The organism is Enterococcus sp. AZ071 (assembly GCF_050499065.1).
In the GTDB taxonomy this organism is placed as follows: Bacteria; Bacillota; Bacilli; order Lactobacillales; family Enterococcaceae; genus Enterococcus_A; species Enterococcus_A ferrettii.
This window is the reverse complement of the sequence record NZ_JBIPAS010000002.1, coordinates 83,002-97,887: the sequence shown is the minus strand read 5'-3', so window position 1 is coordinate 97,887 and position 14,886 is coordinate 83,002. Positions and strand designations below refer to the sequence as shown.

Sequence of the window (14,886 nt, the reverse complement as noted above, 5' to 3'; positions counted from 1 at the left end):
TTAATAAGTCCTTATTTTTCTGTGGGCGCTAAGTGTCAGTAGGAAAGGAATAACGGTTAGGGCAGCGAATAGTGGCAGTTCGACAGCTTCAATGAAATAAACGGGCTGAATCAGGTAGCTCCGCAGTGTTTGTCCTGAATGGTCAGCAACAACCTGATACAGCAGTCGAATAATCTTAACACCCAATCCGAAGCCGACCATTAGAGCCAGCCAAGTTTCTAAAAAGAGAGGGAAGGAGACATACCAGCTGAAGGCACCAAGATATTTTTTTATCATAAATTCTTCCTTTGAAGCAAGAAAATGTTTCGTGAAAATCGTACTGTAGTAAAGCGTTCCTAAGACAGCGGCCGTTAGAATTGCTGCCAAAGTCAGTAATTGCAGAATTGATAAAAAAAGAATCAATTGCTGCTGTGTATCAACAAGACTCAGAGTATTTAAATCCTTTTGATTTTCCAATTTTGCTTTCGCTAAAACTAGGTAGACTCTGCCAAGCAAATTAAATAGAAGACAAAAAAGCAAGCTAAGACTTAAATTACTAAAGCTAATCGTTGAATTACGTTTAATTTGCCAAAGGACTTCGGTAGTTAGAGAGAGAAGTTTAGTCACAGAATACTCCTTTTTAAAAATATGCTTTAGCTAAAAGTATAAAGTATTTTAGTCTGAGAGAAAACAACTTAATTGATAGTTGCTTGGAAGGACACTACTAAAGAAGATCGGTAGCAGGAAAAGGAGTATGCTATACTTTATAGAGAAGGAAAGTTTGGGGAAAGGGTGATTGTGTTGCGTTCGTTTCTGATAAGAGATGCCAGCTACACCTTTATTTATGGTTTCTTGTATAATTTATGTATTTTGGTTCCGATTATCGCCTCTATAAGGGTGTCGGGATTCTTGGTTAAGCTAATTATTTTTATTGCCGGTTTTGTGGCGGCTTTAGTACTGATTCATCATTTTCCTAAGAAACAATTTGAGCGTAAGCATCTAAGTGTTTTATATAGCGGCTGCTTATCGTTGAAGATTTTTATCATGAGTTGTTTGTTGATGCTGGTAACAGTGCTGTTTTTATTGCTGCTTAAGCAGATTTTTTGGCCAGTTTTTTTAGGTGGAGTGGCCTGGTTTATTTTACTGGAGACCGTTTTATTTTGGAACGGGATGCTTCGTGTCTTTCTGTCTTCTGTTCAGTTAGGATTGCAAATGCGAATAATCGCAGCGCTTTGCGGCTGGATTCCCTTAGTGAATATTTACATGCTGCTAAAAGTGATTGCTATTGTTGAACAAGAACTAGCTTTTGAATATAAAAAGGATTTAGTCGATGAAGTAGCAGCAGAAACGCAGCAGTGCCTCACCAAATACCCGATCCTGCTGGTTCATGGCGTATTTTTTCGAGATATTGAGTATTTAAATTACTGGGGACGAATTCCACGGTTTCTAAAACAACGGGGAGCCGAGATTTATTACGGCAATCAAGAATCTGCACAGGCAGTTGCTTATTGTGGTCAGCAGCTGGCCGAACAGATCATGAAAATTGTTGAAGAGACTGGCTGTGAGAAAATAAACATTATCGCTCATTCCAAGGGCGGACTGGATAGCCGCTATGCTATATCAAATTGCGGCGTTGTTTCTTATGTCGCTTCGTTGACCACGATTAATACACCGCATCAAGGCTGTATTTTTGCCAATTATTTATTGAAAAATGCGCCTGCAAGATTAGTTAAGGTGGTTGAGACTGTTTACAATGGTGCCTTCCAAAAACTGGGAGATTATAATCCTAACTTTTTGACAGCTGTCAGTGATTTGAGTGATGAAGCTTGTCTGAAACTCAATCAGCAAATGCCTAATGTGGATGGTGTTTATTACCAAAGCGTTGCAACTTTTGTCAAGAAAGCTTCTAGCGGAAAATTCCCTTTGAATCTCTTTTACCCAGTCGTCAAGCATTTCGATGGTCGAAATGATGGGCTGGTTTCAGTAGAGTCAGCTGGCTATTTCGATGAGACGTTGTTAATTGAACCACCCGCGAAACGCGGTATTTCTCACGCCGATGTCATTGACTTAACCCGAGAAAATATTGAGGGCTTTGATGTTCGCGAATTTTACAAAGATCTGATTGTCGATTTAAAAGAGAAGGGCTATTAGTCTCAGCCACACGAGTAAAAAGCTATTCAAGGTCGCCAGCTGTGGCGGCTTTTTTTCGTGTGCAAAGAAATTATAGAATAGTCAACTTAACATAATGAGAGCTGCAGTGTCTGACTTCATAAACTAGCTTTATCAGTAATAGTGAAAAAATAGATCAATGGATTCACAATGTCTTGCTCACTATGGGAAAGGGTAATTATGCTACTTCCTTTTTTTCCCACGCCGTTTATTTTGATGTTTCTTTCCTCTTCGCAGCTCTTGAAGTTGCTTTATACGTTCCTCTCGAGTGAGCATTTTTTTCACTGAAGGGGTTTGAGTCTGGACTTGTTCTTTTTGTTTTTCCTGCTCTAGCTGCATATCACGAAGGCTTTTTCCTTCAAGAATGGCCTTCATTGCCAAGTCAGGAAGTTCTTCTTGAGAAACGGAGGAAGGGTCAAATTCTTTCAATAAGAAATCACGTTTGGCATTTGCGTCGCTTTCGTTTATCGATTCATGAAGGCCATGGGTATGCGGTATTTCTTGGTTAGACGTTCGAATTTTGTGATCTTGAGTAAATGTATTTTCTTCGACGGGAGCACTCTGGATGGTTATTGGCAATAATTTTCCTGCTTTTTCCCGCAAATCAGCCGCTTCTTCTTCATTTCTGCGATCAAAACCTGATTCATAAGTTAGGAAATCAGCATAAATTGGTTCAACAAAACGACGAACGCCATCTTTTTCAAAAATATTCAGTGTTCCTAAAATTGATAGCAAAGCATAGTGTTGATCTTTAGTAATGTTGGGGTTGACATTGCTCAGGCTCCAGCTGTGTCTTTTGCCATTGCCATCCTTGAAGTAAGAGAGCATGTTGGTTTTCTTTTTGGTAGGATTTTCGCCTGAGATCAGTAATGGCCGCAGGTCTTCTATGTATGCACGGGTGCTCTCAGTTAATTGTTCAAATTCTTCTTGGCTGTTAAATAAGCGATTAACAACAGCAGCCCATTCGCTCTCGTTAAAATAATCGCGGAAATAAACGCAAGAAAGAGGAATTGTACGAACCTCTTCATTCTCTAAGAAAAGTGAACGGATTAAATCCTTCGCAACAAAAGAAAAATCTGAAGCGCTTAAACCGTTACGCACTGATATAGCGATTGCGCAATAAATGATATGAACAGAATCCTTAGTCTGTTGGTAGTAATCATTCATGAGCTTTTCTAAGTTTTTATATTTGCGAATGCCGAAAATTTGAGATTTGCCTAATTTTAAGTTTGTCATTTTATCTCTCCTAGCTGTTATAAGAATACGTTTACATATTACTACAAAGGCATATGAGAAATCAATAGTGTTTTCTTATTTTTATCAGAGTTATTTAATGCAGCTGCTGTCAATTAGATTACAGATGATATTTTATTAAAACTATTTTAAACAATTGTAATTGCCAGAACTGAGTTTCTGAGGGATGAGAAGGAAATTTTTAATAGAAAAAGTGTTTTTTTACCTATTCGTTTAGATCTGTTTTCTTGAATTTTAGGACTTCCAGCAGTAGGATTTTTCATCAGCTTGTGAGGTTCGGGCTTAAGGAATGTACAGAGAATGAACGAATTTATTGGAACGAATCGTTCGATTAGCACAAAAAATTTGCAAGTGATTAAAATTTTCTGATAGAGACTTTTTGATAAATGTAGTAGTAAGGAAAGGTTTTAGTCTAATTAGTCTATCTATGAACAATACGAGACAAATATTGTTTGATTTTTAAACTATAGTTGGTGAAAATTTGATAAAAAAGATTCGTTGCGAGAGTGGGTTTAAGTTATTTTTCGAAGCTTGTTTTTAATAAGCGAATTGTGTTAGAAGTTTATTAAATCACAATCTTTTTAATTCGAAAAAAATTATTAGAAAAACATATATCTATTACTCATTCTTTTGGTAATTATTTTTAGGTTATTTTAAGAAATGGTGAATCGATCCTGATCTTTATTAGAAGCGATTGAAGTGCATTTGTTTTATTTATTATAGTTATTTAACATTATGGTTAAGATAAAATAATTGATTTTTAATGAAGCTTTATCTAGAATACAAAGCATCATCAAAAAACACAGAGTAATCTGAATATTTTAAAAAAAGGGGAATGTATATGAAAAAGATGATGATGTTTGGTGTTATTGCATTAAGTGGAATTGCGCTGGCAGGATGCTATGGCAATAGTAACAGCGACACAGATAGCAGCAGTGGAACAAGCGGCGGCAGCCAAAAAGGTGTTTTTAATGTCGTTGTGCCTCAAGAGATGCCTTCAGCTGATTTATCATTGGCCACAGACACAATAAGTTTTACTGCTTTAAACAATGTATACGAAGGAATTTACCGTTTAGATAAAGATAATAAGCCTCAGGCAGCTGGTGCCAGTGACATGGCCGATGTTAGTGAGGACGGTCTTACTTATAAAGTAAAATTACGAGAAGATGCTAAGTGGTCGAATGGTGATCCGGTAACAGCTCAAGATTATGTTTACGGCTGGCAGCGGACAGTTAAACCGGAAACCGCTTCAGAATATGCCTATTTATTTGAACCGGTAGAAAATGCTGCGGCAATAACTGCTGGTGAAAAGGAACCGACTGAATTAGGAATTAAAGCCGTGAATGACCACGAATTAGAAATTACATTAGCTCAGGCAACTCCTTATTTCCAATACTTATTGGCTTTCCCATCTTTCTTCCCACAAAATCAAAAGGTGGTAGAAGAAAACGGAAAGGAATATGCTACTAAAAGTGACAAAGCAGTTTATAATGGTCCCTTTACTTTAGAAGGCTTTAGTGGTCCAGGAACTGATACCGAATGGTCTTACAAGAAAAATGATAATTATTGGGATAAGGATACAGTTCAATTGTCTGACATCAATGTTAGTGTAGTCAAGGAATCGTCCACTGCTTTGAATCTGTTTAAGGATGGGCAAGAAGATGATGTCATTCTCTCTGGAGAGCTGGCACAGCAAAATGCTAATGATCCTAGCTACCAATCCTTTAAAGAAGCGTCGACCTACTATTTGGAATACAATCAGCGGGAAGAAAATTCTCCATTCCGCAACGAAGATTTGCGCAAAGCGATTTCTTACTCAATTAATCGCGACGCATTAACGAAACAAATTTTAGGTGACGGATCAATTGCTTCGACCGGTTTAGTCCCAGAAGATATGTCCAAGAATCCAGAAACTGATGAAGACTTTGCCAAAGAAGCAGGCACTCTTGTTTCTTATAATAAAGAAAAAGCTAAGGAGCATTGGGACAAAGCAAAACAAGCATTAAACATAGATTCTCTGAACTTTAACATTTTGGCTTCTGATGCTGACTCCACTAAGAAAATTATTGAATATTTGCAAAGCAGCATTGAAGAGAATTTGCCTGGTGTTACCGTAACACCGACACCAGTTCCGCTGTCTGTTCGTTTGGATCGCTCAAACAATGGTGATTTCGATGTCTTGATGGGTGGCTGGGGTGCTGACTATGTTGACCCAAGCAGCTTCACTAACTTATTCACTACGGGTAATTCATACAATCGCGGACGCTGGAGCAACGCTGATTACGATAAATTGATTGAATCAGCTGGAACGACCAACGCTACTAATGAAACAGCCCGTTGGGAAGATTTGCAAAAGGCCAACAAGCTGATCATGGATGAAATGGGTGTAGCCCCAGTTTATCAAAAAGCAGAAGGTCATCTAATCAATGAAAAAGTAAAAGGAATTGTCCATCATCCGGCAGGTGCCTCATGGGATTACAAATGGACTTCCATTGAAGAATAAAATTTAAGTACTAGCTAAGCAGCAGAAAAAGAAGGGAGACTCCCAATAGCATACCACTAAGGACCAGACTAAAAGTCAGAGGTCCAGCTGGTATTGAGCCTGAAGGGGCCGCCGTCTTTTTCTGTTTTTGCTTATTCAATTGGAAGGATCGATGGAACAGGCGAAAAAAGCCAGAGGATCGCACCCATAGAAAGCCGCTGATAATTATTAGCGGCAAGCTAAATAGGAACAAGCGATCAGACAAGGCTTGGGCAGTTAACGTGTTGGTAAAGCTTGAGTAACCAATTACTGCCAAAATAATAATAATCCCCAAACTAAAGGGAAGGATAATCTTTCTCATAATAGGCTCCTTTTGATTTGTTATCAGTAATTTATCGAAGATCAGAAGGGAAGTCAAAGGATACAGGTTGATGGCTAAATGACTTCCTTAGGTGAGTTGCTTTTACACAACAAAGCTGGAACCGCTTAATGTCAGAATGTGAAAGAGGAGGCGATGGTTCATTGAATAGTTACATAAAGTATTTACTAAACCGTGTATTTTTTATGATTATTACCCTGTGGCTGATTGCGACAGTCACGTTTTTCCTGATGCAGTTATTACCAGGAACTCCTTATACTAATCAGGAGCGTCTAAGCCCGGAAACAATTGAAATGTTAAATCGGCAGGTGGGCTTGGATAAACCCATAATTGTCCAATACGGAATTTACCTATCAAACCTAGTACAGGGCAATTTTGGTATTTCCTTCCAGTTTAAGAATCAGCCGGTTGCGGCTTTATTGGCCGGAAGGATTGGACCTTCTCTACAGCTAGGAGTACAGGCAATTATTTTTGGAACCTTGGCCGGTATTTTGTTAGGAACCATTTCGGCCATGAAGCAAAATACATGGGTGGATACTTCATCTACTTTGATGGCGATTTTGGGTCGTTCGATTCCCAACTTTGTTTTCGCAGTGCTGCTGCAATACGTTTTTGCGATCAAGTTAGGCTGGTTTCCTATCGCTAAGTGGGATGGATTTATCTATACTATTTTGCCGACAGTGGCTTTGGCTATGTCACCATTAGCGGATTCGGCCCGCTTTGTGCGAACCGAGATGGTAGAGGTTCTGCATAGTGATTATGTGGAGCTGGCCCGGGCAAAAGGACTTAGCCGCTGGCAAATTGCTTTCAAGCATGGTTTACGGAATAGTTTGATTCCATTATTAACGTTGATCGGGCCTCTAGCAGTTGCTCTAATGACCGGTTCCTTGGTGGTTGAAAACATTTTTGCCATTCCAGGCATTGGCGAACAGTTTGTTAAGTCAATTACTACAAATGATTATCCAACGATTATGGCAGTGACGATTTTGTACTCCTTTATGCTAGTTGTGGTAATTTTTATCGTAGATATCTTATACGGCTTGGTTGATCCACGGATCCGTCTATCAGAAGGGAGCAAAGGCTAATGGATGTATCGAAACACAAAATCAAGGACCTTCCAGTCAGCGCTTTTGAGCTGCTGCAGGGCAATACCGAAGCGAAACGTGAAGAAATTGCGACGCCTTCCTTGACCTTTTTGCAGGATTCTTGGCGGCGGCTAAAGAAAAATAAAGCAGCTGTTTTATCAATGGCTGCTTTGGGAATCATTATTTTCATCTCGGTGGTGACCATCTTTGTCTCCCCGCATAATCCTACACAGCAAAATGTCGAATACATTAATTTACCGCCGCGGATTCCGGGCTTGAATGTTGATGGACTCAACGGAAAAACGGAAGTGGCTGGTCAAATGGTCGATAAGTATAAGGAAGCAGCTGTTCCAGCCAACGTGAATTTTTTTCTTGGTACGGACGGTTTAGGACGGGATGTGCTTAGTCGTTTATTCATGGGAACCCGAATTTCCTTATTGATTGCTTTTATTGCAGCTTTATTTGATATCACTCTTGGTGTGATTTACGGTCTGATCTCTGGATTAATCGGTGGACGTGTAGACAATGTCATGCAGCGATTTTTAGAAGTTTTATCAGGGATTCCTAATTTGGTGGTTATGATACTGATGTTGGTGGTTTTCAAACCGGGAATTATCTCGATCGTTGCGGCAATGGCGATTACTAACTGGATTCCGATGGCCCGGATTGTCCGGGCGCAGACCCTTAAATTGAAGGATCAGGAATATGTGTTAGCCGGTATGACGCTAGGTGAACCAAAATGGCGAATTGCCTTAAAGCATATTTTGCCCAACATCTCTAGTGTGATTATTATTCAAATGATGTTTAGTATTCCATCGGCGATTTTCTTTGAAGCCTTCTTGAGCTTTATCGGACTGGGGCTGACACCGCCGTCTGCTTCATTAGGAACCCTGCTGAATGACGGATACAAGACTTTCTTATATTTGCCCTACTTGTTATGGATTCCAGCGATTACCATCTCAGTCATTATGATTTGCTTTAATCTGCTGGCGGATGGTGTACGGGATGCCTTTGATCCGAAAATGAAGGAGTGATATCAAGCATGGAAAAAGTTTTAGAAATGAAGAATTTGACAATTTCCTTCGATACTTATGCCGGCAAGGTAAAGGCCATTCGCGGGGTTGATCTTGATTTATATGAAGGGGAAACCTTAGCGATTGTTGGCGAGTCTGGCAGCGGCAAATCAGTTACTAGTCGAGCAATTATGCAGCTTTTGTCGGCTAATGCCAACATCGACAGTGGAGAAGTTCTGTTTAAAAGAGAAGATTTAGTCAAAAAGTCAGAAAAAGAAATGCGAGGAATTCGCGGCAAAGAAATTGCCATGATCTTTCAAGACCCGATGACTTCATTAGACCCAACTATGCCGATTGGCAAACAGGTTGCTGAATCAATGCGAAAGCACAAGAAAGTTTCGAAAAAGGCAAGTATGAATGCTGCGCTTGAGTTACTTGAACTAGTGGGAATCCCTGAGGCTCCCAGCCGCTTGAAGAGCTATCCTCATCAATTCTCAGGTGGTCAGAGACAACGGATCGTTATTGCGATTGCCTTAATCTGCTACCCAGAAATTTTGATTGCAGATGAGCCGACTACTGCTTTGGATGTGACCATTCAAGCCCAGATTTTAGAGCTGTTGAAGGATATTCAGTCGAAGATGAAGACCTCGATTATTTTTATCACCCATGATCTAGGTGTGGTGGCGAATGTTGCTGACCGTGTAGCAGTCATGTACGCTGGAAAAATTGTCGAAGTGGGAACCGCAGAGGAAATTTTCTACAATCCTCAGCATCCTTATACATGGGGATTATTAGGCTCGATGCCGACCTTGGATGATGCGAATGAACGATTATTTGCCATTCCTGGTTCACCACCGGATTTATTAGACCCGCCTAAGGGAGATGCATTTTATCCCCGAAATCCTTTTGCTTTGAAAATTGACACCGAAGAGGAGCCACCCTTTTTTGAATTATCAAAAACCCATAAGGCTGCAACCTGGCTGTTGGCTCCGCAAGCACCAACAGTTACCCCGCCGCAGGAAATTTTACGCCGCTGGGAATTGTTTCAAATCAATCACGCACAAAAGGATGTCAGTTCTGTTTTACGCAGTAACTAAACGTTCACCAATAGAACAATCAAAAGATGTCAATAAATGACAGAGCAAGTTGCTTAGTAAAATAGTATACGACGTTAAAATGATTACAGTAATATTAACTAGGAGGAATTGGGTTGGCAAAAGTCTTATTAGAAGTCAAAGGCCTCAAGCAGTCCTTTAATATAGGAAGGAAAAATGAAGTTAAAGCTGTCAATGATGTCAGCTTTCATATTAATGAAGGAGAAACATTCGGTTTGGTTGGCGAATCCGGCAGCGGCAAATCGACTACAGGCCGTACTATTTTACGACTAAATCAGCCAACGAGTGGAGAGATTATCTACGACGGACACGATGTTACCAAAATCAAAGGCAAAAAAGCGGAAACTGCTTTTAGAAAAGATGTTCAAATGATCTTTCAAGATCCCCATGCTTCACTGAATCCTCGGATGAAGGTGAAAGATATTATTGCCGAAGGGTTGGACGTAAACCGCCTGGTCCAATCAAAACAGGAGAGAGGCCAGCGGGTAAATCAGTTGTTGGAGACGGTGGGCCTGAATCCCAGTCACAGCTCCCGCTATCCTCATGAATTTTCTGGTGGGCAACGACAGCGTATTGGGATTGCGCGGGCGTTAGCTGTAGATCCGCGTTTTATTGTTTGTGACGAACCTATTTCGGCCTTGGATGTATCGATCCAAGCACAGGTAGTCAATTTGCTGCAAGATTTGCAAAAATCCCATGGACTCACTTATTTGTTTATCGCCCATGATCTGTCGATGGTGAAGCATATAAGCGATCGCATTGGTGTAATGTACAATGGGCATTTGCTGGAAATGGGCAGCAGTGAAGATATTTATCGCTATGGTGTTCATCCCTATACCGAAAGCTTGCTGTCAGCCATTCCTTTACCTGATCCAGCTTATGAACGACAACGGCAACGAATTACTTATCAAAGTGATCCCCGAGATAATCAGCAGAGGGAGCTGAGAGAGGTAGCTCCAGGCCATTTCGTTTATACCTCTGCAGAAGAAGTTCCTTATTTTGCGAAAAAACTGCAAAAGAAAAAAGCTGCCGTTCAAGCAGCAAGCTGACTGTTAAAAAGACCAAAAGCCTGTTAAGTGCTTTTGGTCTTTTTTGAGGAATTCAACCAGTTTTTTTATGCGCTATTATTTTGCGATAGGTACTAAATCAACTGAGATTGAATTAAAAGTAAAAAAAGTCTAATTGAGTATGTTTCAAAGATAGTCAGCCAGAGGTCTCTTATTTAGAGGATAAGAAAGTTGTATATAAAAATAAGAAAAGCATTCGCTGAAGTGAGGAGACTCATTTCAGCGAATTTTTATGTCTATCAATATCTTTAATTATGTTTTTTCAACCAGGTTACTAATCGTTCATAAACGTCATCACTTTGAGGATTTTGTTCTCGATCGAAATCATGGACATCAGCGGCTATTTCAATATAGGTTGAGGACACAATAGATTTTGCTAGCTGGCGGGAAGCTTCGACAGGTACATCAGGATCTTGGCTGCAATGGACACAGAGGGTTGGAGGAAACTCCTTTAATTGTTCTTCTTCGACCACCAATTTTTCAGTCATACTTCCTAGATAGCTAAGCCAGTTACCATATTGACGAGCCGATAAATACAAAAGGAAGCGTTCCTCTGAATTGCCTTTACTGATAATTTTTTGAGCATCCATTGGTGGAACTTTAGGATAACGACCATAAAAGGGACTCGGCAAAGTAAAGCAGGCATGTTTAAAATCATGGTAGCCATAAAAGCGAACCAAACCTAGTTGCTCCTTGTACCTATTGGTGGTTAAAATGGAAGCTAAATATCCTCCAGCAGATCGTCCGAAGAGAAAAAAATTAGAAGTTCTCAGCTGTAGTTCATCTTCAAAATGAGTTAAGAACCAGTCCACTGCGTCCTCTAGACAGGAAACAATTTCGCTTAAAGCAGTTTCTGGTGCTAAAGGATAATCAATTGTCAGCACATTGATGCCGTTTTCCACTAGTTGATTAATGTAGGGTAAATCATCACGCTGCCCAAACAGAAAACCGCCACCGTGGAAATAAAGAATGGTAGTTTCTCTCATACTCTCTGCCTGTTGAGGATAAAAAGTCATCTCTAAGACTAAATCACCCAGTCGTTTGTACACAAAATGTTGCGATTTCATAGAATTCCTTCTTTCTACTCTCATTATACGCAATCATTTATGGTTATTCAGCACAAATGAAGGTGCATATTTGTCACTTATGAACAATGAATCGACTGCTTACAGACATTACAATTACTTTAACAACCTAAAGGAGGATTTAGAAATGGCTTTAGAAAAACGATTAGAAGAGAATATCAGCGCTTTATCGAAAATAGGAAGTGATCCAACTGGTGGTATGACACGTTTGCTTTATTCAGATTCTTGGCTGGAGGCCCAAAAATTCGTTGAAGGAAGAATGAAAGAAATTGGACTTGAAACCTCTTTCGATGAAATTGGGAATTTATTTGGTCGAGTAGAAGGAACAAAATATCCCTCAAAAACCATCCTCTCAGGCTCACATATCGATACCGTTGTTAACGGCGGAACCCTTGATGGACAATATGGTGTGATAGCAGCTTATTTGGCTGTTCAACAACTTTTAGAAACACACGGACAACCGTTACGTTCTTTAGAAGTCATTTCGATGGCTGAAGAAGAAGGCAGCCGTTTTCCAACTGTGTTTTGGGGAAGTAAGAATTTCGTTTGTGAAGCCTCAAAAGAACAAGTAGCAACTATTGAGGATTCCAATGGCATAAAATTTGTAGAAGAAATGCATCGTCAAGGCTTTGATTTCGCGTCTGAGGACAAGGTCCGGCGTGATGATATTGAAGCGTTTGTTGAAATTCATATTGAACAAGGAAACGTACTAGAAATGGAAAAGTTTCAAGTTGGTGTAGTGAATAACATCGCTGGCCAAAAGCGCTATACTTTCCAACTGAAGGGAGAAGCGAACCATGCAGGAACGACTCCAATGGGCTACCGACATGATGCAGTGTATGGCTTCTCAAAAATCTGTTCAGGTGTAATTGATCGTGCTTTAGCTGAAGGGGATCCGTTAGTAGTTACCTTCGGAAAAGTAGAACCAAAACCAAACACTGTCAACGTAGTCCCTGGCGAAGTTTTATTCACGATGGACTGCCGACATACAGATGCAGGGGCATTGAATAAATTCGCTGCTGAAGCAGAAGCGTTTATGAAAGAGGTTGCTAAAGAGCACGGCTTGGAATTAGAAATTGATTTATGGATGGATGAAAGTCCCGTACCAATGGATGAATCAATTGTTGCAAAGGTAGAGCAAGCTGCTAAAAACAAAAATATGAAGTATAAAGTGATGCACAGTGGTGCCGGTCATGATTCACAAGTCATTGCTCCTCATTACCCAAGTGCCATGATATTTGTTCCAAGTATTAATGGGATTAGCCACAACCCAGCGGAAGCAACAAACTTAGAAGATCTAGTTGCAGGGGTAGATATCCTGACAGAAGCGTTGTACGAATTAGCATATAAAGAGTAGGAAAGAAGGTAACGTGTGTGGGTTACAAGAATAACAATATTGGGTATGTTGACGGACTTTTAGAATCAAGGGCTGTGATCAAGAAGAATAATTATGCCGTATTGCCTCATGAAGGACTAGTCAATAACGTAATTCCTGGTTTTGAAAACTGTGATTGCTCCATTTTAGGCTCAAAAAAATTAGGTGCAAATTTCGTCGATTTTATTATGACCTTTCAAAAAGACGGTAAAAATACTCAAGGCTTCGGCGGAGAAGGTGTTGAAACCTTAGTATATGTAATCGACGGAAAATTAACCGTAGGTGATGGGGAAGAAACACATGAAGTGACCACTGGTGGTTTTGTATATTTGCCAGCAGGTGTATTAATGTATTTGGAAAATGCTCAAGAAGAAAAGACGGAATTCTTCCTATATAAAAAGCGTTACCAACCAATCAAGGGACAGGAAGCCTATAAAGTAGTTGGCAATATCAATGAGATTGAACCTATTCAATATGAAGGCATGACGGACGTTTTGCTTTGGGATTTTCTGCCAAAGGATTTATGCTTCGACATGAATTTCCATATTTTATCCTTTGAGCCTGGAGCAAGTCACGGATATATTGAAACGCATTATCAGGAACATGGGGCTTATTTGCTTTCAGGCAAGGGAATGTACAATTTAGACAATGAATGGTTGCCAGTGGAAAAGGGCGATTATATTTTTATGAGTGCATATGTGCATCAAGCAGCTTATGCAGTGGGTCGAGATGAGCCGTTAGCGTATGTCTATTCAAAAGATTGTAACCGCGAACCTGAAATTTAAGAAAAGGAAGTAGTTTGTGAGATGGAAGAGACAATCAAAGTTCAGCCTGCAAGATTGCATGAATTGATTCAAGAAAAATTAATCAAGGCAGGTCTAAGAAAAGAACAGGCTGATACAGTTGCAAAGCATCTGGTCTTTGCCGATGCCTGCGGTATTCATTCGCATGGAGCAGTCCGTGTGGATTATTATGCCGAGCGTATCTCAAAAGGTGGCGTGACCATTGATCCAGAAATCACCTTTGAAAAAACCGGGGAAAGTACGGGGATTGTGCATGGCGACAACGGTGTTGGTCAATATGTTGCATTAAGAGGATTAGACTACGCAATGGATATGGCAAAGGAATCTGGAGCTGCAATTGTTGGTGTCAAACGCATGAGTCACTCTGGTGCACTTTCTTACTATGTTAAAAGAGCAGCCGAGGAAAATTTGATTGCGATTTCCATGTGTCAATCTGATCCTATGGTCGTACCTTTCGGGGGTTCAGAAAATTATTTTGGTACCAACCCAATTGCTTTTGCTGTACCAAGAGAAAATGGAGCGCCTGTTGTTTTTGACATGGCGACAACCGTTCAAGCTTGGGGCAAGATACTCGATGCCCGTTCTAAAAATCAGGATATTCCTGATAATTGGGCAGTAGATAGTGAAGGGCATCCAACAACTAATCCGCATGATGTCCATGGATTACTTCCATTAGCTGGGCCAAAAGGTTTCGGTCTAATGATGATGGTGGACGTCCTTTCGGGTATGTTATTGGGATTGCCATTTGGTAAAAATGTTTCCTCAATGTACAGTGATTTAACAGAAAAAAGAAATCTAGGTCAACTATTTATACTAATTGATCCAACCCGTTTTACTGATTTACCTAGCTTCAAGCACAGTGTCGAAACGATGGTAGAGGAGCTGCATACGATTGCCCCGGCTATCGGCTTTCAGCAAGTTTATTATCCAGGAGAAACGAATCAGATAAAATATGATACCTATATGGCTGAGGGGATTCCAGTCACTAAAAAGATTATGGATTATTTGGAAAGTGACACCGTACACTTTAATCAATATGGCGGTACAGGAAGTTTTGCAACGAGTTAGCAGAAAGTGAGG

Annotated in this window: 13 protein-coding genes; 9 read left to right on the top strand and 4 right to left on the bottom strand. The window is 40.1% G+C overall.

Annotated features, from left to right (window positions below; genetic code table 11):
* Entirely contained in the window at nucleotides 1-606 is a 606-nt protein-coding gene (locus IGI49_RS19115) for a hypothetical protein (RefSeq protein ID WP_429965977.1), read from the bottom strand.
* 171 nt (nucleotides 607-777) lie between these two features.
* Here IGI49_RS19115 and IGI49_RS19110 point away from each other — a divergent pair, with 171 nt between their 5' ends.
* Complete coding sequence (locus IGI49_RS19110; protein ID WP_429965978.1) at nucleotides 778-2,130, top strand: esterase/lipase family protein; 1,353 nt, start codon at nucleotides 778-780, stop codon at nucleotides 2,128-2,130.
* A 201-nt stretch (nucleotides 2,131-2,331) separates the two neighbouring features.
* Here IGI49_RS19110 and IGI49_RS19105 read toward each other — a convergent pair whose 3' ends face one another.
* A complete protein-coding gene (locus IGI49_RS19105) occupies nucleotides 2,332-3,384 on the bottom strand; it encodes a hypothetical protein (protein ID WP_429965979.1) in 1,053 nt (350 codons plus the stop codon).
* Nucleotides 3,385-4,243: 859 nt separating this feature from the next.
* Between IGI49_RS19105 and IGI49_RS19100 the strand changes: the two genes are divergently transcribed.
* The gene (locus IGI49_RS19100) at nucleotides 4,244-5,905 is read left to right on the top strand and encodes a peptide ABC transporter substrate-binding protein (protein WP_429965980.1); all 1,662 of its coding nucleotides are present in this window, start codon (nucleotides 4,244-4,246) and stop codon (nucleotides 5,903-5,905) included.
* A gap of 10 nt (nucleotides 5,906-5,915) precedes the next feature.
* Here IGI49_RS19100 and IGI49_RS19095 read toward each other — a convergent pair whose 3' ends face one another.
* A complete protein-coding gene (locus IGI49_RS19095; protein WP_429965981.1) occupies nucleotides 5,916-6,245 on the bottom strand; it encodes a DUF3899 domain-containing protein in 330 nt (109 codons plus the stop codon).
* A gap of 161 nt (nucleotides 6,246-6,406) precedes the next feature.
* Between IGI49_RS19095 and opp3b the strand changes: the two genes are divergently transcribed.
* The 4 genes from opp3b to IGI49_RS19075 all read left to right on the top strand — a co-directional run bounded on the left by opp3b (nucleotide 6,407) and on the right by IGI49_RS19075 (nucleotide 10,525).
* Complete coding sequence (opp3b, locus tag IGI49_RS19090; protein WP_429965982.1) at nucleotides 6,407-7,348, top strand: oligopeptide ABC transporter permease; 942 nt, start codon at nucleotides 6,407-6,409, stop codon at nucleotides 7,346-7,348.
* The gene (locus tag IGI49_RS19085) at nucleotides 7,348-8,382 is read left to right on the top strand and encodes an ABC transporter permease (protein WP_207701651.1); all 1,035 of its coding nucleotides are present in this window, start codon (nucleotides 7,348-7,350) and stop codon (nucleotides 8,380-8,382) included. The genes opp3b and IGI49_RS19085 overlap by 1 nt, the downstream gene beginning before the upstream one ends.
* 8 nt (nucleotides 8,383-8,390) lie before the next feature.
* On the top strand, nucleotides 8,391-9,458 hold the full coding sequence (locus IGI49_RS19080) for an ABC transporter ATP-binding protein (protein WP_429965983.1): 1,068 nt from the start codon (nucleotides 8,391-8,393) through the stop codon (nucleotides 9,456-9,458).
* A 113-nt stretch (nucleotides 9,459-9,571) separates the two neighbouring features.
* On the top strand, nucleotides 9,572-10,525 hold the full coding sequence (locus IGI49_RS19075; protein ID WP_429965984.1) for an ABC transporter ATP-binding protein: 954 nt from the start codon (nucleotides 9,572-9,574) through the stop codon (nucleotides 10,523-10,525).
* 266 nt (nucleotides 10,526-10,791) lie between these two features.
* Here the strand turns inward: IGI49_RS19075 and IGI49_RS19070 are convergent, their stop codons facing one another.
* Complete coding sequence (locus IGI49_RS19070; protein WP_429965985.1) at nucleotides 10,792-11,610, bottom strand: alpha/beta hydrolase; 819 nt, start codon at nucleotides 11,608-11,610, stop codon at nucleotides 10,792-10,794.
* Nucleotides 11,611-11,755: 145 nt separating this feature from the next.
* Between IGI49_RS19070 and allC the strand changes: the two genes are divergently transcribed.
* From allC to allD, 3 genes are read left to right on the top strand one after another with little or no spacing between them, the layout of a single operon-like run.
* A complete protein-coding gene (gene allC, locus IGI49_RS19065) occupies nucleotides 11,756-12,985 on the top strand; it encodes an allantoate deiminase (RefSeq protein WP_429965986.1) in 1,230 nt (409 codons plus the stop codon).
* A gap of 17 nt (nucleotides 12,986-13,002) precedes the next feature.
* Entirely contained in the window at nucleotides 13,003-13,788 is a 786-nt protein-coding gene (gene allE / locus IGI49_RS19060) for a (S)-ureidoglycine aminohydrolase (protein ID WP_429965987.1), read from the top strand.
* Between the two features lie 21 nt (nucleotides 13,789-13,809).
* Nucleotides 13,810-14,874 (top strand): ureidoglycolate dehydrogenase, encoded by a 1,065-nt coding sequence (gene allD, locus IGI49_RS19055; RefSeq protein WP_429965988.1) that lies wholly within the window; start codon nucleotides 13,810-13,812, stop codon nucleotides 14,872-14,874.
* Nucleotides 14,875-14,886: the final 12 nt, after the last annotated feature.